The 20,225-nt window shown below is 63.6% G+C and carries 16 protein-coding genes; 8 read left to right on the top strand and 8 right to left on the bottom strand.

The genetic code is table 11. The annotated features are described in order from the left end of the window. Positions 1-628: 628 nt before the first annotated feature. On the top strand, positions 629-1,285 hold the full coding sequence (locus VPH40_RS14490) for a hypothetical protein (RefSeq protein ID WP_099666466.1): 657 nt from the start codon (positions 629-631) through the stop codon (positions 1,283-1,285). Between the two features lie 51 nt (positions 1,286-1,336). On the opposite strand, the gene argH is transcribed toward VPH40_RS14490, so the two are convergent. Then, entirely contained in the window at positions 1,337-2,734 is a 1,398-nt protein-coding gene (gene argH / locus VPH40_RS14485; protein ID WP_328573768.1) for an argininosuccinate lyase, read from the bottom strand. Between the two features lie 265 nt (positions 2,735-2,999). Between argH and VPH40_RS14480 the strand changes: the two genes are divergently transcribed. After that, on the top strand, positions 3,000-3,197 hold the full coding sequence (locus VPH40_RS14480) for a hypothetical protein (RefSeq protein WP_099666468.1): 198 nt from the start codon (positions 3,000-3,002) through the stop codon (positions 3,195-3,197). Positions 3,198-3,423: 226 nt separating this feature from the next. Here VPH40_RS14480 and VPH40_RS14475 read toward each other — a convergent pair whose 3' ends face one another. Genes VPH40_RS14475 through VPH40_RS14465 form a run of 3 tightly spaced genes read right to left on the bottom strand, consistent with a single transcriptional unit; the run spans position 3,424 to position 6,643 of the window. Further along, complete coding sequence (locus tag VPH40_RS14475) at positions 3,424-4,971, bottom strand: M56 family metallopeptidase (RefSeq protein ID WP_328573767.1); 1,548 nt, start codon at positions 4,969-4,971, stop codon at positions 3,424-3,426. After that, positions 4,971-5,387, bottom strand: coding sequence for a BlaI/MecI/CopY family transcriptional regulator (locus VPH40_RS14470; RefSeq protein ID WP_251350223.1), 417 nt, complete (start codon positions 5,385-5,387; stop codon positions 4,971-4,973). Before VPH40_RS14470 ends, VPH40_RS14475 begins: the two co-directional genes overlap by 1 nt. After that, entirely contained in the window at positions 5,384-6,643 is a 1,260-nt protein-coding gene (locus VPH40_RS14465; protein ID WP_328573766.1) for an alpha/beta fold hydrolase, read from the bottom strand. Before VPH40_RS14465 ends, VPH40_RS14470 begins: the two co-directional genes overlap by 4 nt. A gap of 250 nt (positions 6,644-6,893) precedes the next feature. On the opposite strand from VPH40_RS14465, the gene VPH40_RS14460 reads away from it, so the two are divergent. Both VPH40_RS14460 and VPH40_RS14455 read left to right on the top strand, forming a co-directional pair. Next, a complete protein-coding gene (locus VPH40_RS14460; protein ID WP_099666473.1) occupies positions 6,894-7,091 on the top strand; it encodes a hypothetical protein in 198 nt (65 codons plus the stop codon). A gap of 103 nt (positions 7,092-7,194) precedes the next feature. After that, positions 7,195-8,400, top strand: a complete 1,206-nt coding sequence (locus VPH40_RS14455; RefSeq protein WP_328573765.1) for an alpha/beta hydrolase family protein — start codon at positions 7,195-7,197, stop codon at positions 8,398-8,400. A gap of 27 nt (positions 8,401-8,427) precedes the next feature. On the opposite strand, the gene VPH40_RS14450 is transcribed toward VPH40_RS14455, so the two are convergent. Both VPH40_RS14450 and VPH40_RS14445 read right to left on the bottom strand, forming a co-directional pair. After that, complete coding sequence (locus VPH40_RS14450) at positions 8,428-9,816, bottom strand: YfcC family protein (RefSeq protein ID WP_289917395.1); 1,389 nt, start codon at positions 9,814-9,816, stop codon at positions 8,428-8,430. A 4-nt stretch (positions 9,817-9,820) separates the two neighbouring features. Beyond that, positions 9,821-10,957 (bottom strand): succinylglutamate desuccinylase/aspartoacylase family protein, encoded by a 1,137-nt coding sequence (locus VPH40_RS14445; RefSeq protein ID WP_328573764.1) that lies wholly within the window; start codon positions 10,955-10,957, stop codon positions 9,821-9,823. 201 nt (positions 10,958-11,158) lie between these two features. Here VPH40_RS14445 and VPH40_RS14440 point away from each other — a divergent pair, with 201 nt between their 5' ends. The 3 genes from VPH40_RS14440 to VPH40_RS14430 all read left to right on the top strand — a co-directional run bounded on the left by VPH40_RS14440 (position 11,159) and on the right by VPH40_RS14430 (position 16,383). After that, entirely contained in the window at positions 11,159-12,160 is a 1,002-nt protein-coding gene (locus tag VPH40_RS14440; protein WP_328573763.1) for a MurR/RpiR family transcriptional regulator, read from the top strand. Positions 12,161-12,192: 32 nt separating this feature from the next. Then, positions 12,193-14,982 carry a TonB-dependent receptor gene (locus VPH40_RS14435; RefSeq protein ID WP_328573762.1) on the top strand — a complete coding sequence of 930 codons (2,790 nt, stop codon included), beginning with the start codon at positions 12,193-12,195 and terminating at the stop codon, positions 14,980-14,982. Positions 14,983-15,129: 147 nt separating this feature from the next. Next, positions 15,130-16,383, top strand: a complete 1,254-nt coding sequence (locus tag VPH40_RS14430) for a cyanophycinase (protein ID WP_251350229.1) — start codon at positions 15,130-15,132, stop codon at positions 16,381-16,383. Here VPH40_RS14430 and VPH40_RS14425 read toward each other — a convergent pair. Together VPH40_RS14425 and VPH40_RS14420 are read right to left on the bottom strand one after the other, a co-directional pair. Continuing rightward, entirely contained in the window at positions 16,374-17,582 is a 1,209-nt protein-coding gene (locus VPH40_RS14425) for a DUF418 domain-containing protein (RefSeq protein WP_442906647.1), read from the bottom strand. The genes VPH40_RS14430 and VPH40_RS14425 overlap by 10 nt on opposite strands. Then, positions 17,579-18,181, bottom strand: a complete 603-nt coding sequence (locus VPH40_RS14420; protein WP_305054048.1) for a TetR/AcrR family transcriptional regulator — start codon at positions 18,179-18,181, stop codon at positions 17,579-17,581. The genes VPH40_RS14425 and VPH40_RS14420 overlap by 4 nt, the downstream gene beginning before the upstream one ends. A gap of 209 nt (positions 18,182-18,390) precedes the next feature. Between VPH40_RS14420 and VPH40_RS14415 the strand changes: the two genes are divergently transcribed. Further along, complete coding sequence (locus VPH40_RS14415; RefSeq protein WP_328573760.1) at positions 18,391-19,833, top strand: IgA Peptidase M64; 1,443 nt, start codon at positions 18,391-18,393, stop codon at positions 19,831-19,833. Positions 19,834-20,225 lie beyond the last annotated feature (392 nt).

The following is a 20,225-nucleotide window of genomic DNA, read 5'->3' as shown; positions in this document are numbered from 1 at the left end:
CGCGATGCCTGGTGGCCACCCCGGCGTGCCTGGCGGCGGGCGGATAGCCTGCCGTTTTGTGGTGGCATGACGCCGGGTAGGGGGACACTAAACTTGTCGAGATCGCCATGTCAAAAAATTCAAGAAATGGGTCACTACGCGAATTTTTGTTAAGAATTGAACATTTATCAGCGCTGTATCGTTGGAAAGTTTGATCTACCACAAGCTGCAACTTTTGTTTTGGACTACTTCCCCTAATGGAGCGCTCTGTTGGAAAAACACTGTTGCATTTTTTAAATGTTGCGATCTACACTAGCTCTTCATGTGGTCCCCAGCGGATCACGCGAAGACAAAAAAAGCGCACGCGGCAATGACCGCGTCCAGATACAGCGCATCGGGAAAAAAATCGGGAGTTTCACATGACGTCAGTTCTGTTTTCTGCTGTTGGTTTCAGCCATTTCCCCTCTGGAGCGGCATTCATGCTGCATCCGCCTTCCTAGCCGCCGTTAACCGGCCCTTCCCCCGCGAGGGGGGCTTTTCAGCGAGTCCGACCGCGCCGCCCGGTGCGGCCGCTGGCGCAGTGCATCCTTTTTTCAGGAAGGGTTGCCGGCTCCTGGTGCGTGCACCGGAATCACCGGCCCGACGAACTATGCTTTCGATAGCGACCAAAGTGGAACAGATCGTGATGGAATCGGCCTTTCTCAGCGAGGGACTGGGCCGGGGCTTGCTCAACCTGTCGGAACTGGCGCGCCAGCTGCAGCCGCAATTGCAGAGCGATTTATGGAAACCGGTGGGCCAGGCCGCCGTGGTGATGGCGCTGCGCCGCCTGGCCGAACGGATGCCGCAGCAGAAAAGCGGCGAGATCGTGCTGGCGCACCGTGCGGGAGAACTGTCCACGCGCAGCGAGCTGATGATTTTTACCTACCGTTACTCCGACCAGACGTATGCCTGCCAGCGCCAGTTGCTGGCGCTGGCCGCGCCCCAGCGGGGCACGTTCATTACCGTCACGCGCGGCGTCAACGAGGTGATGGTGATCTGCAGCCGCAGCCTGCATGCGCTGGTGGAAGAGGTTTTCGGCGAAGAGCAGGAGCTGGCGCGCCTCGAACGCGTGACGGCCGTGACCTTGCACCTGGCGCCCGAAACCTGCTATACGCCGGGCGTGTATCACGCCATCCTCAAGCGCCTGGCGTGGGAGCGCATCAACCTGATCAACATCATCTGCACCTACACGGAGCTGACCTTGCTGCTGGAAGCATCGCAGACGGGGGCCGCCTTTGCCGTGCTGTCGAAAATCGTCGCCCAATGAAAAACGCCCCGCTGCGGCGATGCAGCGGGGCGCTGGCGGGACGCAGCCCGTTTATTTTTCCAGTTGCGTACGCACGCGGGCGATCGCGGCGCGTACCTGGCGTGGCGCGGTGCCGCCCACGTGGTCGCGCGCGGCGACAGAGCCTTCCAGGGTCAGCACGGCAAACACGTCTTCATCCGTCAGCGGGGAAAACGCGCGCAGCTGCTCCAAAGACAGGTCGGCCAGGTCGCAGCCGGCGTCGACGCAGGCGCGCACGGCCAGGGCCACCGCTTCATGCGCGTCGCGGAACGGCAAGCCTTTCTTGACCAGGTAGTCGGCCAGGTCGGTCGCCGTGGCGTAACCCTGCAGGGCTGCCGCGCGCATCGCTTCCGGTTTTACCGTGATGCCGCTGGCCATGTCGGCGAAGATGCGCAGGGTGTCGATGACGGTGTCGACGGTGTCGAACAGCGGTTCCTTGTCTTCCTGGTTGTCCTTGTTGTAGGCCAGCGGCTGGCCTTTCATCAGGGTCAGCAGGCCAGTCAGGTGACCATACACGCGACCCGTCTTGCCACGCGCCAGTTCCGGCACGTCCGGGTTTTTCTTTTGCGGCATGATCGACGAGCCGGTGCAGAAGCGGTCGGCGATGTCGATGAAGCCGATGCGTGGGCTCATCCAGATCACCAGTTCTTCGGCCATGCGCGACACGTGCATCATCAGCACGGCGGAGGCGGCGCAAAATTCGATGGCGAAATCGCGGTCCGACACGGCGTCGAGCGAGTTGTGGCAGACGTCGTCAAAGCCCAGCGTCTTGGCCACGCGCAGGCGGTCGATGGGGAAGGTGGTGCCGGCCAGGGCGGCGGCGCCCAGCGGCAGGCGGTTGACGCGCTTGCGGCAGTCGGCCATGCGCTCGGCGTCGCGGCCGAACATCTCGACATATGCCAGCATGTGGTGGCCGAAGGTGATCGGTTGGGCTACCTGCATGTGGGTAAAACCCGGCATGATGGTGTCGGCATGCTGTTCGGCCAGATCCGTCAGCGCGCTGCGGAACGTCGCCAGCAGGGCGGTGATGTCGTCGATGGCGGAGCGTACGTACAGGCGAATGTCGGTCGCCACCTGGTCGTTGCGCGAACGGCCCGTGTGCAAGCGCTTGCCCGCATCGCCTACCAGTTCGGTCAGGCGCTTTTCAATATTCAGGTGGACATCTTCCAGGTCCAGCAGCCATTCGAACTGGCCGGCGGCGATTTCCTGCGAGATTTGCGCCATGCCGCGCTGGATTTCCGCGTAGTCGGCCGGGCTGATGATGGCTTGCGCATGCAGCATTTCCGCATGGGCCAGCGAACCTTCGATGTCGAACAGCGCCAGGCGCTTGTCAAAAAATACAGAAGCTGTGTAGCGCTTGACGAGGTCCGAGACCGGTTCGGAAAACCGGGCCGACCAGGCTTCGCCCTTTTTGGAGAATTGATCAGTCATGAAAGAAGTCCTTTAGTGTAGGGCGATTATAAACAAGGTTGGCCGGCGGTAGGGCTTTTAGGGGCTTGCAGGGCGCTGAAATGGCCAGGAATGGGGCTGGCAAGCCTCAAATGCCACGGCGCGGGCACGTTGTGCGTTCCATCCGGGCTTTTTGTATTCTGTCCCGCGAATCGTGCGTTTGGTCGCAATCCGATGGCGGTTCAGGGGGGATCGGCCTACAGTTCAATCATCGCAGCACACAACCAGCCACCCCAAGGACATCATCATGAACATCGCTAAAAACATGGAAGCCATCTTCGTCGCCATCATCGCCATCGCCGCCGCCACCAGCCTGGCTACCGCCGCCGTGCCGAAGTTCCGCGCCGCGCCGGCACCCGTTGCGGCCAGTGCCGAGCAAGTCACCATGCACACCGTGTACGTCAGCGCCAAGCGCTTGAGCGCCGAAGAAAAAGCCGCCCTGTAAGCGCGGCCATGCCATGCCATGCAGGCAGTAGCAGTACCTTGCAGTTTCCCATCACGGGCCATTCGAACGGGCGGTACCCCCGGTTCGCTCCAGCCCAGGTGACAGCAGCAATACGCAACACAGCATAACGACGGGCGGAACGTACGCCTCCAGCCAAGCAGCCTACTTTCACGCGTCAGCCCTCACGGGCCGTCGGCATCGCGCCGGCGGCAGCGGACAGCCACGCCTAGCGCATTTCGTCCAGCGCCCAGCGCGCCTCGCTGGCCACATCGGGGACGGGGTCATGCAAGCGGCTTTGCAGCATGGGAATGGCGGCGCCGGCTTGCAAGTCGCCCAGCGCATGCGCCACGCGACGGCGCACCACGGCGTCCTGATCGCCCAGCATGGCGATCATCGGCGCCAGCCAGCGCCGCTCGCCCATGTCGCCAAGCGCAGCGGCAGCCTCGGCGCGCACCGCGGCGTCGCGATCGGCCAGCAGCGCCGCCACGGCGGGTGCCGTTTCCGTAAAACGCATTTCACCGAAGGCCCAGACGGCAAGCTGGCGTACGACAGGCTGCGGGGCGCGCAAGGCCAGCAGCAGCGCCGGTATGGCGGCGCGCTGGCGGAACGATTCCGTCTCGGCCGCATGGCGCAGCGTGTAGTCCCTGGCGCGCATCGCGCCGGCAAGCCGGGTGAAATTCGGATTGTCGAGCGCTTGCAGCAAGGCGACCGGGTCTTGCTGCCGCCTGTCGGGGCCCGGCAGCAGGCTGTCCGGCCACAGCACCCGCTCCCCTTGCAGCGTGATACTGCCGATCACGCACATCAGCGCCACGCTTGCCAGCATGCCGCTCCACCATTGACGCAGCGTGACGCGCCCGCGCGGGCGATGGGCTTCCAGCAGCGCCGCGATGCGTGCGCCCAGCATGGCGCCGCGGCTGGCAATGCGATTGGCCATGCCAGTTGCCGGCTTGCCTGCCGTTCCTGCGCCGAAGGCCTGGCGCGACACCGTGAGCAGGGTGTGGGCATAACGCGATGGCGTGGCGCCGGCAGCCAGCACCGCATCATCGGCAGCGCATTCCGTATCGTGTTCGAACATGCGCAACAGCGGATACATCAGCGGGTGCCACCAGTACAGGGCAAGCAGCACGCGCGCCAGCAGCAGCATGGGCCAGTCATGGGCGCGGATATGCGCCAGTTCGTGGGCCAGTACGGCATCGGCCTGTGCGTTGCCGGCGCTGTGACGGTCCAGCAGGATGACGGGATGATGCCAGCCCCAGCTGTATGGCGATGCGGCCGTATCGGAGACCAGCAGGCGCACGGCGCGGCGCAGCCCCAGCGACCGATGCAGCCTTTGCAGGGCCGTTGTCCATGCCGGCGCTTCGAGCACCTGTGCGGCGACGCTCGCCTGGCGCAAGCGCGTCAGGTTCAGCGCCAGGCGCAGCAGGTGGCATGCCACGCCGACGGCATACGCGGCCAGCAGCCAGCGGCCCAGCCATGCGGCACGTGCCGGGGCAGCCACGGCTGCCTCGATGTCGGGCAGCGCGGCCGTCGTCACGCTGACGGGGATGCGCAGCGGAGGATCGAGCAGGGCCGACAGGGCCAGCGGCATGCGCATGGGCAGCTGCGGCAGCCATAGCCAGAACAAGGGCAGCAACAGCAGCGCCACCAGGCCGCAGCGCGTGGCAAACACGCGGCGCGAGGCCGATGCGCGGTGCAGCAGGCGCAGCATGCAGAGCAGCAGCACGACCGTCACGCTATGCTTCAACAGCAGCTGCGCGAGGTCGGTTCCCGCCATCAGCAGCCTTCCTGGCGTGCCTTCGCGATCATCGCTTCGAGGTCATCGAGCTCCTTCGCACTCAGTTCGCCGGACATGCCGAGCAAGGCCGTCGCGGCGCTGGCCTTGGAATTATTGAAAAAGGTACCGACCAGTTTTTTCAGCGCCGACTCGCGCACCTGCGCCTGCGGCGCCACGGCGCTGTACAAATAGCGCTGGCCATCGACGCGATGCTGCAGCACGCCCTTCGTTTCCAGGCGCGCCAGCATGGCGCGCACCGCCGAATTGCTCAAGTCCGGGCCCAGTGCTTCCTGGATTTGCGACGCGGTGGCTTCCTGCAGCCGGTACACGCATTCGACGACCTGGCGTTCGCGCGGCGCCAGGTCTTCCAGTCCGCGCATGTCGGCGCCTGTTGTGGATACGGGATTTTTTTTCATGGTTGTTTCAATGCTTGCTCTGCTTGTGAAAGATGCTGGCGGTAGCCGGCCATTGCCTGTTCGCGTGCACCGTTGGCCTGTCCCAGCGCAAGCGCCCGCGTGAACTGGCGCTGCGCTTCCGCAGGGCGAGCGTCCGCCAGCAAGGCTTCGCCGTAGCTGTCCGCGGCATTGTCGGACTGCGCGTGGGCCTGGTTATTGTACGCCAGCACCAGCGTGGCCAGCGCCGTCTGCTTCGCCTTGGTCAGCAGGTCGAAACCCAGCGTATTGATCTCCGCTTCGCTCAGGGCGCTGTCCCGCAGCGCCAGCGCGATGCGGCTTGCGGCCGCGTCGTTCTGCTGCTTGCCCAGCAAGGCGGCGCTGTGCTCCAGTTCCCCCATCAGTTTTTGTCTGGCCTGCGCCCTGGCCACGCGCGCGGCGCTCTGCGTGGCCAGGGTCATGACCTGGCCGATGGCGGCAACGACCAGTTCCGGTTCCTGCATCTGGATGCCATGGCCGCTATTCGGCGTGAAGACGTGCGCGCCGCTGGAAAACTGGCTGAGGAAGGCGGCGTGCCGCTCGCGCTTGATCTTGACGATGGCTGGCGTCTCCTGGAAAAAGTTCGAATCGGCACGCGCCTGCACGGACGTGAGCAGCACCGCCGGTACGTCGGGCAGCGCCGGCATCGTCGGCAGCTTGCCCGCATCGAGGATGGCCTGGATGGTCTGCAGCTCGCCCTGCCACTTGGCCGGGATGCTGGCAGCGAGCATGCGCTGGTCCTGTTGCAAGCGCACCGGATCGAGGCGTTTGAGGACGGTTTCCAGGCCTTCATCCGCGGGGTCGACAAAGACCAGACCCGCGACCTGCTGCGGATGCGTCGCCGCGAAATAGCGGATCAGGAAGCCGCCATAGGAATGGCCCACCAGGATCAACGATCCTTCCACCTTGCGCTGGCGCAGCACATCGGCCAGCTCGGCGACGCTTTGTTCCATGCTGAGTGGCTGGGGACGCGCCGGCGACTTGCCGTAGCCGGCACGCGAGTAGACCAGCACCGCCGCTTTCTTCGCCACCTCCGGCGCCACCTTGCGCCATACCGACAGGTCGCTGGCGAAGCCCGCCTCGAAGACGACGGTATACGGCCCGGCGCCAGTCTGCGCCACGTGCAGCGGATGCCCGCCGACGCTGACCATGCCGTCAAAATCGGCGGCGACGGCCGGTGTTGTCAGGGCGGCGGCAGACAGCAGGCCGGCCCATGTCCACTTCCATGCGAATGAGAGCATCGTTTTCCTTGATGGTTGAGTTGGCTACAAATGTAGCATGCGACATTTGTAGCACCCCTGCAAGCAATGCATGCGGCGACTTGTCCGCCGCAGGGAACGGCGGCCAGCCAGCCTTCCTGCCTTTCATCGGGCCGGTTGGTATTCTGTCCCTTCTTTTTGGCGGTTTGTCGCAAGCCGCTGGAGATGGCCGGCCCATGCGCCTACAGTTCCATCATCGCAGCAGACAACCAGCCACCCAAAGGACACCATCATGAACATCGCTAAAAACATGGAAGCCATCTTCGTTGCCGTCATCGCCATCGCCGCTGCCACCAGCCTGGCCACCGCCGCCGTGCCGAAATTCCGCGCCGCGCCGGCATCCATGGTCGCCAGCGCCGATCAAGCCACCATGCACACCGTGTATGTCAGCGCCAAGCGCCTGAGCGCCGAAGAAAAAGCCGCCCTGTAAGGATGACGGCAACACGACAGACTGCCTATCGGACCCTGATCCCATGACCTCACATTTTTTCTGGCCTCTGCTTGCCATATCGTTCTCGGCGACTGCTGCGCCCATGCCGGAGGCATTCAGCCCGGCGCCTTGCGAGACGGGTATTTTTCGCCAGGGCCAGACGGGCTTCGTCGCCCTCACTAAGGGGGAGAAAGGCTATGGCTATACCTTCAGCGACGGGACCGTTGGCAACACGCAGGACGCCGGCGCGTTGCTCGCGTGCGGAAAGGACGCCGTGCTTGTCAACGGCAAGGAACGCTGGCCGAAAGTGGCTTTGGCCGAAGCAGATACGCGCTTTGAATCGCATGGCGTCATGCTGGCGGGCCGCCTGATGGAAGCGCCGGGCGCCGGCAAGGACACGCCACTGGTCGTGTATGCCCATGGTTCCGAAAGCAGCGGCTGGATCGACCGCGCGCGCGACCCTTATCAGATGGTGGGACGGGGCGTGTCCGTTTTCGTGTATGACAAGCGCGGTACCGGGTTGTCCGAAGGCGAATATACGCAGAATTTTCCGCGCCTGGCCGATGACCTGGTGGCCGCGTCGCGCGAAGCAAAACGGCTGGCGCAAGGGCGTTACGGCCGCTTCGGCCTGATGGGTGTAAGCCAGGGCGGCTGGATTGCCCCGCTGGCGCAGGCGCGCGCCAAGGCGCAATTTCTCGGCATCGGCTATGGCCTGGCGGTCGATATCGCGGAGCAGGATGCGGCGCAGGTCGCCAGGGAACTGCAGGACAAGGGCTATGGCGGCGACGTCGTCGCCAAGGCCAGGATAGGGACGGATATCACGGCAAGAATCGTCAAATCCGGCTACCAGGATGGACTGGACGACCTCTCGGCATTCCAGCGGCAGTTTGGCAAGGAGCCGTGGTTTGCCCTCATCAAGGGCGGCTACACGGGCGTGTTGCTGGGCATGCAGGCCGAGGAACTCCGCAAGCACGGCATACCGCAGTTCGACAAGCTCGGTGTCGACTGGTCGCAAGATTCCGTGCAGGCATTGCGCCAGGTCGCGGTGCCGCAGCTATGGGCCCTGGCAGAGGACGACCGCCAGGCGCCGCCGGCCGTCACCGTCGAACGCCTGACGGCGTTGCGCGGCCAGGGCCAGGCCATTTCTGTCTACCTCTTCCCGCAGGCCGATCACGGCATGCGCAGCTACGTTCAGGCGCCCGATGGAACGCGCAAGCCCACCGTCATCACGCCCGGGTTTTACGACCTGATGGCCGACTGGGCGAAGGGCGGCGCCGACGGCGCGTATGGACAGGCGTACCGCAAATAAAGCCACGGCGACGCTGCCTCGCCGTGTTTACTGCCAGTGCATCAGACAGGGGGGAATCAGAAGCAGCAGCGCCAGCACCAGGTAAATCAGCTGCAGCGGGATCATCCACTTGGCCCACGTAATCCAGGGCACGCGCGCCAGCGCCAGCACGCCGACGGTGATGCCGGACGTGGGGATCATCGGCGTGGTGAACTCGCCGAACTGGAAGGCCAGAATGGCCGTCTGGCGCGTCACGCCCACCAGGTCGGCCAGCGGCGCCATGATGGGCATGGTCAGCGCGGCCTGGCCGCTGCCGGAATGGATGAAGAAGTTGATCACCGACTGCATGAAGAACATCTTTTGCGCGGCGAAGACGGGACTCGACGAGGCTACCAAGGGCGTGAGCGCATGCAACATGGTGTCGATGATCTGCGCGTCGCGCGCCAGGATCATGGTGCCGCGCGCCAGCGCGATGACCAGCGCCACGCTGACCATGTCGCGCGCGCCCTGTACGAACGACGCCACCAGGCTGTCCATGTCGAGTCGGCCCACCAGGCCGACGACGATGGCCATCACCAGAAACAGGGCGGCGATTTCATCAATGAACCAATCGTACTTGACGACGCCGACGACCATCGTCAGCAAGGTCGCCATGAAAATCCACAGCACAGTGCGGTGCGTGCGCGTCATGCCGGCAAAGCTGTCGAGGTCCATCGAGTGCTCGCCGCGCTTTTCGATGTCGAGCAGGTAGGTCGGGCTTTTTTCCGGATGGCGCTTGATGCGCGCCGCGTACCACATCAGGAACACGATGCTGACCGCCGTGGCGATGGCCCACACGATCAGGCGGTAGCCGATGCCGGAAAAGATCGGCACCCCGGCGATGCCCTGTGCGATGCCGACATTGAACGGGTTCAGGAAGGCGGCGGAAAAGCCCACCTGCGAGCCGATGAAGGGAATCGACACGCCCGTGATGGTGTCATAGCCCAGAGCCAGCGCCAGCGGCACGAAGATCAGGATGAAGGGAATCGCTTCCTCGTTCATGCCGAAGGTGGCGCCGCCCAAGGAAAACATGGTGAAGAAGACGGGGATGATGGCGGCGCGCACGAAGCGCGAACTGGTGTGGGCCTTGGCGATGGCCTTGATCAGGGAATCGAAGGCTTCCGTTTTTTGCAGCACGGCGAAGGCGCCGCCGACGATCAGCACGAAGCCGATAATCAGGCTGGCGTCGACGAAGCCCTTGATGGGCGCCATCATCAGGGCGGCGAGTCCCTGCGGCTTGTTGTCGACATAGTGAAACGTGCCTGGGATGATCAGCTGCTTGCCGTTCACCAGTTGCGTGTCGAATTTCCCGCCTGGCACCAGCCACGTCGCCAGGGCGATCATGGCCAGGATGCCGCACAGCAGGACGAAGGTATTGGGGAGCTTGAATTTTCTCATGGCGTCATTGGCTCAGCAGGCTGCCGCCGCGGAAGGCGACAGCGCCGGCGACCTTGCCGACATTCATGCCGCGCAGGACGTGGCGGTGGGCGCTGCGCGCAAAAAAGACGCCGGAGACGGTGCAGCGCAAGGTCGTCGTTTCGCCGCTGACGGGGTCGATCAGGTCGGCCACCGCATCGCCGGCGGCCAGTACGTCGCCCATTTCGCGCAGGTAGACCAGCACGCCATGATGCGGCGCGAGGATCGGTTCCACGCCGGCCAGCGGCGTCGGTTCGCATTGCGGCGCGGGCAGGTCGTCGCCGGCGCCGGCTATCTCCAGCACGCCCTCGATGGCGAGAAAACGCAGCAGGGCGGTGGCGTCGCGCTCGGCCAGGGCGTAGCTCACTTCCACTTCGCCGCGCAACTCGACGGTGGTCGACAGGCAGGCGGCAGGAATCGGATAGCGGCCCTGGAAATGCGCGTCGAGATCCCACCACAACCGGCTGCAGGCTTCGTCGAACGGTTCTTCACCGGCCGCCAGTTCCAGCAGCACGGCGCGCGCGCCCAGCAACGCGGACAGGGGGGCGATCTGCGCGGCCAGCGGCGTGCCCGTATAAATGTGCAGGGCCGCCTCGTTGTCGCAATGCAGGTCGAGCACGATGTCGGCGTCGATGGCCATGCCCAGCAGGGTTTTCTTCAGCGTTTCCGCATCCGTGCCCGGCCGCCAGGCGGCGACGGCGGCGCGCGCATGTTCGCGTATCAGCGCCACGTTGGCTTGCGCATCCTGTCCCAGCAGACCATCGAGCGTGGTTTTCAGTTCATCGGCCACGTGGCGGTAGGCGCGGTTGAAGTTGATGCCGGTGGTCAGGTCGAAGCGGCCGAACGGCGCGCCGTGGATGGCTTGCGCCAGGCCGATCGGGTTGGCGGCCGGCACCAGGATGATTTCGCCGTGGATCCTGCCCGCCGCTTCCAGCGCCAGCAGCTCGCGGCGTAAAAATTGCGACACCAGCATGCCCGGCACTTCATCCGCATGCAGCGCCGCCTGGATGTACACCTTCTTGCCGCTGCGGCTAGCGGCGGCCGCACTGCCAAAATGGAAGCTGCTCAATTGGCACGCTACGCTGGCGTGCGCGGTGGAGATGGGATGCTGTTGTACTTGCATGGTGAATTCGCCCCAAAACGGGGCGCGGTTGATGGATTCCGGTCGATTATGTAGCAATATTTTCACGAAGTAAATCAATGAAAATCCTTTTACAAATATTTGTTGAGTTTTCTTTTTGATATGAGTACAGTAAGTTCCAGCGACCCGATTTCGCCTTCCGCCAGTGATCCGCAGTGTCCAAGAATACAGGCCGCCAGTGATATGAAAGCATCCGCCAGTCCTGCACGCAGCAGTCCCCATACGCCACGGGTTGGCACGTTGTCGGCGCCCGATGCCGCCTTCGCGCAGTCTCCGCTGGGGCAGGCGCTGATGCACGTGCTGGGCAGCGGTTCGGCTTCGCAGCGGCAGATCGCCGATTACCTGCTGCGCAACCAGATGCGGGTGACGGCGCTGGGCATCGAGGAACTGGCCGACAGCTGCCAGGTATCGACGGCCACCATCAGCCGCTTCGCGCGCGATATCGGCCAGAAGAATTATTCGGCCATGCGTGGCGCCATGGCCGAAACCTTGCAATCGCTGTTGCAGCCAGTCGACAAACTGCGCCGCACGATAGAGCGGCGCGCGCGCGCCACGTCGCCCGTCACGGAAAGCCTGGAATATGCGGCCGCGAACATCGCCGCCACATCCGATGCCCTGTCGCCGCCCGCCGTGCAGGCCGTGGTGCGGCGCCTGACGCGCGCCAAGGTGGTGTATGTGATGGGTTTTGGCCTGTCGGCCAACCTGGCCGGCATGCTGGTGCAGCATCTGCAGCCGTTTTGTCCGCATGTGGTGGAAGTGGTGGGTATCGGCGGCTCGGAAGTGGCGGCCGGCCATCTGGTCAACCTGACGGCGTACGACGTGCTGGTGGTGATCTCGTTCCCCCGTTACACGCTCGACTGCATCGGCCTGGCCAGCTTCGCGCGCGACCGCGGCGCCTGCATCGTGGCGCTCACCGACTCGCCCGCCTCTCCCCTGGCCGAACTGGCCGATCACGTGTTGTATGCGCAAAGTACCCATCCCGTCCTGCCCAGCAGTGCCAGCACGGCGCTGGCCATGATCGAGGCGCTGGCCGTGGCGCTGATGGTATCGAACAGGAAAAACGTTGAAAAAGCGGCCCGCTTGAGCGAAGTCATCGCCGCCTACCTGTACGGCGGCGAACATGGCGCGCAGGGTACCCGGAAAACAGCAGCAAAGCAGCGCAAGGCAGTGCCGCAGTCATTATAAAAACAGGGTTAATACCATCTGGGAGAGTTTGCATGCAAGCAGAAAAACAAGACGGCAGTTGCGTATCGCCACGCGAGTCGGCACTGGCGCAAGGCGTGCGCCTGGCGCTGGGGGCCTTGAGCGTGTCGGCGGCGCTGGGCATGCTGGGCAACGGCGCGCTGGCGCAGGAACCGGACGGCGAAGCGGTGCCGAAAAAAATGCAGCGCGTGGAAATCACGGGGTCGGCCATCAAGCGGCTGGAATCGGAAACGGCGCTGCCGGTGCAGATCATCACGCGCGCCGAGATCGAAAAGGCGGGCGTGACGACGGCGGCCGAGCTGATGGCGCGCGTGTCGGCCAACGTGGGCGGCCTGACTGATGGCGCCAGCATCAATATCGGCGGAGACCAGCGCGGCTTCAACAGCGCCAATCTGCGCGGCGTGGGCACGTCATCCACGCTGGTGCTGCTCAATGGCCGGCGCATGGCCAACTTTGCCTCGCCCGGCGACGATGCGGGCGTGGACCTGAACAACATTCCTGCCGCCGCGCTGCAGCGCGTGGAAGTGCTGCTCGACGGCGCCTCGGCCCTGTACGGCACGGACGCCATCGGCGGCGTCATCAATTTCATTACGCGCAAGGATTACCAGGGCGTGGAGCTGAATGCCTACGGCAGCGGCACGCAGGAAGGCGGCGCTGGCAAGCGCACGGCCAGCATCACGGCCGGTACGGGCGACTTGGCCACGGATGGCTACAATATCTTCGCCGTGTTCGACGCGCAGCAGACGGACCGCCTCAGTACTTCGCAGCGCAAGTTCATTCCGAACCTGAACGTGCCCGAGCGCCTTGGCCATTTGCTGTCGAGTTTTACCAGCCCGGCGAATATCCGCCTGTCGGGCGCCCAGCGCGATCACCTGCAGGAGATCGGCTTCCTGTTGAACGGCAAGCCGATCACCAACCGGCAAATCAACCTGTCCATCCCGGACTGCAATCCACCCGCCAATTTGTACCTGCCCAACGGCACAGGCGGTGTCGACGGCTGCACCTACGATTACATGCGCGATACGGAGTTGTATCCGAAGTCGGAGAAGCAGAATTTTCTTTCGCGGGGCGTGTTGAAGCTGAACCCGGACCATCAGCTATATGCGGAGGTGGCGTTGAGCCGTTCGCGTACCAATTATGTCGCGTCGTCGACACGGGTGATCGGTTACCTGGATTACAGCAAGGTGCCGCAATTGGCCAATACCGGTTTTGATACCATATTGGATGACGATGGCAAGCAGGTGGAGCGCGAACTGGAAGTGCGCATGCGATTGAAGGAGGCGGGCAACCGCACCAGTGAGCTGACCAGTGAAAGCCAGCGCTTCGTGGTGGGGGCGACCGGTACAGTGGCGGGATGGGATTATGACGTGGGTTTGAATCATAGCGTCAATACCGTCAGGGACCGTGATACCAAAGGCTATCTGCTGAAGGACAAGCTGCGCGCAGGTATCGCCGATGGCAGCATCAATCCATTCGGGCCTTCCAGTGCCGAGGGCCTGGCACTGATTGAGAGCATCCAGGTCAACGATGAAGTGCGCCACGCGCGCGGCGTCATGGATGCGCTTGATTTCAAGGCGTCACGTGCTCTGATGGCCATGGGGGGCGGCGACATGGCCCTTGCCGTTGGCGGAGAGGTGCGCCGCGAACGTACGCAGTTCCGTCTTTCCAAATTACTGATGAGTAATAATATCAATGACGATTCGGCGCCGGAAGGCGGCAAGGACACCAGCGACAGCCGCACTGTGCAAGCCATTTACAGCGAACTGCTGCTGCCGTTTACCAAGCAGTGGCAGGCGCAGTTATCTGGCCGTTACGACCATTACCAGCAGGTGGGTGGCGCCCTGAGCCCCAAGGTGGGCCTGACTTACATGCCCAGCAAGCAGGTGCTGATGCGGGCGTCCACCGGCAAGGGCTTCCGCGCTCCATCGATGTCGGACTTGCACCGGCCCACCGTCTACAGCAGTACGGCGACCCTGCCCGATCCCGTGTTATGCGCCACTGTGGAGAATAACTACGCCGATTGCGCGCAAAACTGGGATACGCGCCGCTACAGCAACGACAAGCTGAAACCGGAGCGCAGCCGCCAGTTCACGGCCGGTGTGGTGCTCGAGCCGAGCCAGCACTGGACCTTCAGCTTCGATTACTGGAACATCAAGCGCACGGATCTGATCAGCGAAATCGGCGACGACATCATCCTCGGCAACCTGGCCAAGTACGGCGACCTCGTACATCGCAACAAGGACAATGAAATCGACTACATCGAACTTCGCAAGGAAAACCGCGGCGCGCAAAAGGCTACGGGCATCGATATCACGGCCGACCTGCATGGCGTGAAGACGGCCTGGGGACGTTTCGGCGCCCACCTGAGTGGCACCTACGTGCTCGATTCGAAAATCCAGACGAGCCCCGGCGATGCCTTTATCAGCAACCTGAATAAATTCGTCACGGACGGCGTGGTGCAGCGCTGGCGCCATACGATTACCCTGGACTGGGACCATGGCCCGTATTCGGCCAGCCTGTCGAACACCTATTCGAGCAGCTACGATGACCAGAACTCGGCCATCAACACGGATGACGGCAGCGTCGTCAAGCCGAATCGGGTCAAGGCCTACACGCTGTGGGACATGTCGGGCGCGTATGCCGTCAGCAAGCAGTTCAAGCTGCGCGCAGGCATACAGAATCTGTTCAATACCAGCCCGCCATACTCGAACCAGGCCTACTTTTTCCTGTCCGGCTATGACCCGACCTATACGGATCCGCGCGGCCGGCGCTTCTATGCCAGCGCCAATTACAGTTTCAAGTAAAAATTGGAGATACCGCAACAACGCTGTCATATGCAGCAAGTAGTATCGTAGTGCGATGGCGTTGGATTGCAAGCAGCAGTTTTGGCAGCAATGGCGCGTGCCTGTATCAACAAATATGCGCCACTTTCCTTGTATTCGAAAGGCACCATGAAATCATCTTCAAGCCTGTATCAACAATTGTGCGCCGCGCTGCTGTTCGCGCTGGCATTGTGCAGCGTCCAAGCCGTGGCGGCGCCCGGCGGCAGCGCCATCGGCAGTGCGCCGCAGGGGACGCTCGTCATCATCGGCGGCGGCCTGCGCGCCGACAATGCCGAAGTCTGGCAGCGCATCGTCAAGCTGTCGGGCGGGCCAGGCGCGCGCATCGCCGTGCTGGCCTCGGCCGCGATGAACCCGGAAAAATCGGGCGAAAGCATCATCAAAAAGCTGAACCAATATGGCGCCGATGCCTTTTTCGTGCCGCTGGCCGTCAAGCTGCCGAACAGGGATTACCGCAAGGCCGCCGAAGACCCGGCCATCGTCACGCAGATCAAGTCGGCCAGCGGCATCTATTTTGCCGGCGGCGACCAGGGGCGCATCACGCAAGCCTTGCTGCGGCCGGACGGCAGCCGTACGGCCGCGCTGGAAGCCATCTGGTCGGTCTATCGCAATGGCGGCGTGATCGCCGGTTCCAGCGCCGGTGCCGCCATCATGAGCACCACCATGTTCTACGACGCCAAGCCCGTACTCGACATGCTCAAGATGGGCGTGACGGATGGCCGCGAGATCGCGCCCGGCCTGGGCTTCATCGGCAGCGATGTCTTCGTGGACCAGCATCTGCTGGTGCGCGGACGCTTTGCGCGCATGATTCCCGTGATGCTGAAAAAAGGCTATCACCTGGGGCTGGGCATCGATGAAAACAGCGCCATGGTGGTCGACGCCATGCGCGACGTGGAAGTCATCGGCTACAGCGGCGCCCTGCTGATCGATCTGTCTGGCGCCATCAGCGACCGTGGCGTGAAAAATTTCAATATCAGCAATGCGGCCATCAGCTACCTGGACCGGGGCGACAAATTCAACCTCGTCACGCGCGTGTTTACGCCCTCGCCGGACAAGGCCGACAACAAGCTCGATCCGAACCAGCCCGACATGCGCGAACCCGTTTTCACCAATGACATCCTCGGCAACAACGCCGTGCTGGACCTGATGGGCAACCTGATCGACAACGCGCAGCAGGAAGCCATCGGCATCGCCTTTGGCAACCCGCGCGACCCGTATCCGGACCTGGGCTTCGAGTTCCGCTTCAGTAAAACCGTCAACAGCGTCGGCTACAGCTCGACCGAGGCGGAAGCGTATTCGGTGCTGAAACTGCGCCTCGACATCCGCCCGATCCAGCTGCGCCAGCCACTGTACCGCTACAAGTAAGCGGTGCGCCGCCAGCGCGGCCACGCGGCGATCGTCAAGGCCCTGAGCAGCCACTCGATAGGGCCATACGCATGGCCGCGCAGCCACCAACGGCTCAACGGCAGCTGCAGGCCGAAGATGATGACGGCCAGCGCCAGTGCGCCCAGCGGCGACACGCTGCCCATCAGCCGCGCGCCATACGCGAGGAACAGCACGGCGCAGATGGCCGACTGCAGCAGGTAGTTCGACAGGGCCATGCGGCCCGTGTCGGCCAGCAGCGCAAACAGCGTGCCGTCGCGCAGGCGCTCGAACAGGATCAGCGCCAGCGCCAGGTAGGCGCCCGCCAGCAGTGGCGCGCTCGCCAGGCCCACGGCCAGTCCCGCCACCTGCCATGCCTGGCTATCCCCATACACGGAGGTCCACGCGTAGAAGGCGGCGCCGGGCAATCCCGCCAGCGCGCCGGCCCACAGCAGGTGGCGGCGCAGCGGCAGATAATCGCTTGCGTGCAGCAGCATCTCGCGCTTGCCGGCGGCCAGGCCGCACAGGAACATGGCCAGCGCGCACGGTGCCTGTACCAGCAGCAGGACGATCCAGATTTCACCCAGTTCGCGCAGGTGCTGATGGACGACGGCGGCCGGCGTGGCGTGGTAGGCGGCCAGCGCGCTTGCCGCCTTTTGCGCCATCGCCACGGCGTTGTCCGCAGCGTCGCCCGCTGGCTGCAGGCTTTGCAGCCAGGCCATGCCTGCCCAGAATGCCACGCAGACGGTGACGAGTATCAACGCCAGGGACAGTGCCTGGCGCTCGCCGCAGCGGTGCAGCGCCAGCAGCACGATGCCCAGCAGAGCATAGGTCGTGAGTATGTCGCCATGAAACAGGAGCACGGCATGCAGGGCGCCGATCAGCCACAGGCCCACTTGCCGGCGCAGCATGCGCGGCACGAACGGCGCATCGGCGCGCGCGGCTGCCTGCATCTGCAAGGTGAAGCTGTAGCCGAACAGGAAGGAAAACAGCAGGTAGAACTTGGTTTCGAACAGCAGGGCGACGATAAAGTGCGTGGCGCGGTCCACGCCGCCGTGAAAGGCGGGATCGGTCAATCCCAGGCCGAACCAGGGCGTGGCGAAGGCGCCGATATTGACGACCAAAATGCCGAACAGGGCGCAGCCGCGCAGGGCGTCGACGTCGGCGATGCGTGTGGGCTGGGCTTGCATGGCGGCGCTCATGCCAGGGCAGGGCGCAGGAAGCGCGCCAGCAGCAGGTGCAGGCTGGCGCGTTGCGCCAGCGGTGCATAATCGGGATCGACTGCGACCCGGTTGAAGATGCCGTCGATCAGCGCGGCGATCCAGCTGGCCGTTTGCGCGGCGTCCAGCGCGGCGTCGACCTGGCCCCCTGATGCCGCCTCTTCCAGCAAGGCTTGCAAGCCGGCGCGCAGGCTGGCGTCGTTGCGCGCCACCCTGGCCGCGATATCCGTGTCGCGCATCGCTTCGGCGGATATTTCCAGCGCCAGCCCCGCAAAGTCGTCATCGGCCGCCAGCGCCAGCACCAGGTCCATGAAATCGAGCAGGGCGCCGTAGGCATCGGCGCTGCCTTGCACGCCGGCGAAATAGGCGGTCGTCTCGCTGCCTTCCTCGTCGACGATGGCGGCGATGATGGCTTGCTTGGAGGGGAAGTAGTGAAACAGGTTGCCGGGACTCATGCCCGCCTGCGCGCAGATGGCGGCGGTGCTGGTCTGGTGAAAGCCCTTGCGCGCAAAGCAGTGGCGCGCGGCGGCGAGAATGGCGTCACGGCGGGCCGCGTGTTTGCCGGGATCGATGGTGCGCATAGCTCTTTCCTTTAGTTAATCGACTAGTCAGTCTAATATAAGGCGATTGTATCGCATGGTCAAGCGAATCGCATGAAATGGGCGCTTTGCACGCCCGCATCCTGTCGCTACAATGTGCCGCAGCGGTTTTTCCCGCACCTGCCGGCAGGCCCGCCGATTGTTTGGAAAACCGTTCCCTTCACCTGTTTTTCTACCGTTTTAGGAATGACATGCAGCAGACTCCGATTCGATCCTTCCTCTGCGCGCTGGCGCTGGCCGCCGGCATCGTCCCTGCCGCGCAGGCGGGCAACACGCCGCCGCCGGCCACCATGCGCCTCGATTACCAGCACAGCGGCAATGCGCTGGGCGAGCACTATGCGGTCGAGCGTGTGCTGGTCGAGCCGCTGCCATGGCCGGGCAACCTGGCGCGCCCCATCGACGATAGCAACCGCGGCAACGACCTGCTGGAAGTGGTCGACATCAAGTCGGGCAAGGTGCTGTACTCGCGCGGTTTTTCCACCATCTTCGGCGAATGGGCCAGCACCGATGAAGCGAAGACCACCACGCGCGCCTTCCAGGAATCCGTGCGCTTCCCGCAGCCCGAGCACCCCGTGCGCGTGCGCATCCTCAAGCGCGACGAGCGCGGCCTGTTTTCCGTTGTGTGGAGTACCGATGTCGATCCTGCCGCGCAGGACGTGATCCGCAAGCAGCCGCCGGCGCCCGTCAAGCCGATCCCGATCCGCATCAGCGGGCCATCGCCCGACAAGGTCGACCTGCTGATCATGGGCGACGGCTATACGGCCGCCGAAATGGGCAAGTTCGAAGCGACGGCGCGCAAGCTGGCTGACCATCTTTTCACCGTCTCGCCATTTCGCGAGCGGGCCAGGGACTTCAACGTATGGGCCATGGCCGCGCCGACCCAGGAGTCGGGCGTGTCGCGTCCCTCGACGGGCGTGCATCACGCGTCGCAGCTGGGCACGCGCTACGATATCTTCGGCAGCGAGCGCTATGTGCTGACGACGGATAACCGCGCGCTGCGCGACCTGGCGCAGTACGCGCCGTATGAATTCATCGAAATCCTCGTCAACAACGATACATACGGCGGCGGCGGCATCTTCGGCCAGTTCAGCACGGCGGCGGCCAATAGCGACTGGGCCAATTACCTGTTCGTGCATGAATTCGGCCACCATTTCGCCGGCCTGGCCGACGAGTACTACACCTCGCCCGTGGCCTATCAGTCGAATGGCGAGCGCCAGGAACCGTGGGAGCCGAACGCCACGGCGCTGCGCGATCCGGCCAGGCTGAAATGGAAGCACCACGTCAAGGCCGGCACGCCGCTGCCGACGCCATGGCCGAAGGAAGCATACGACAGCCATGCGCGCGAATACCAGAAGCAGCGCGCGGCCCTGCGCGCGGCCAACCGCCCGGAAAGTGAGATGAGCGACTTGTTCAAGGCCGACCTGGCCTACACGCAGCAGCTATTCTCGAAGGCGCCGCAGCGCCATGCGGTGGGCGCCTTCGAAGGCGCGAACTACGAGTCGTCCGGCTACTACCGGCCCGAGATGCAGTGCATCATGTTCGACCGCAGCGAGACGTTCTGCTCCGTGTGTCAGGATGGCATCAGCACCATCATCGACCTGTATTCGCGTCCCGCCGCGGCGCCGGGCAAATAATGCCGCTCCTGCCGCATCCGTAATACATGGGGGTCATGTTGCATCGCAATAGCATGGCCCCCTTTCTGCCTCTCCCCACCGTCTGCCTTCCGCCCCTGCCCAGCGCTGCTTGTTTTCCAGGCAATACCAATTGTCGCTCACCTGCGCGCTTTTCTTCTCGCTAGCCCAGTGATATTATCAAATCAATACGTCCGCACGCTTGCCTGAAAAATATTTCATTTAGATAATATTGAGGTAAAATTTGATTTACATCAATGTTGCATTGCCGCAATCGCACTTATAGTTGACCTAGCTCAAAGCGTCATGGAATGCGGATCGGACTCATCACGAATCACGCGTCTAAATGCTGTAGAGTAATTTCGCCCCGTACCAGTTCCCCGAAAATGCACTGG

Source organism: Janthinobacterium sp. P210005 (assembly GCF_036231865.1).
GTDB lineage: Bacteria > Pseudomonadota > Gammaproteobacteria > Burkholderiales > Burkholderiaceae_D > Janthinobacterium > Janthinobacterium kumbetense.
Note: the sequence above shows the minus strand (reverse complement) of the source record. Positions and strands in the feature narration are given on the sequence as shown.